Consider the following 257-nt stretch of genomic DNA (forward strand, 5'->3'; position numbering starts at 1 on the left):
GGCTTCGCACCCGTACAGCGATAACCGGCGAAACGGCGCGCGACCGGACGATCGGATTGATAACGTTCGCGAGTTCACGCACGGCCCGCGACGCGTTGCCTGTGATGTACTTGCGCGCGCCGGCAGCTTCACAAACCGGTGCCGCTTCCTGCGGGTTGCGGTTCCGATTTTGCAACCGACGGTTATGCTGGAAAGCGCTAACGCGTAGGGACAAGTCCCGCGAACGTCGACGCCTCTCGCGCGGCGAGAATGTGTCG

The 257-nt window shown here is 63.4% G+C and carries 1 protein-coding gene; it reads left to right on the forward strand.

What is annotated here, in order from left to right; all coding sequences use genetic code 11:
- Positions 1-208, forward strand: a 208-nt coding sequence (locus tag SB725_RS32315) for a hypothetical protein (protein ID WP_410923583.1), incomplete at its 5' end; no start/stop codon positions are given.
- Positions 209-257: the final 49 nt, after the last annotated feature.

The organism is Pseudomonas sp. SIMBA_041, assembly GCF_046535095.1.
GTDB lineage: Bacteria > Pseudomonadota > Gammaproteobacteria > Pseudomonadales > Pseudomonadaceae > Aquipseudomonas > Aquipseudomonas mucoides.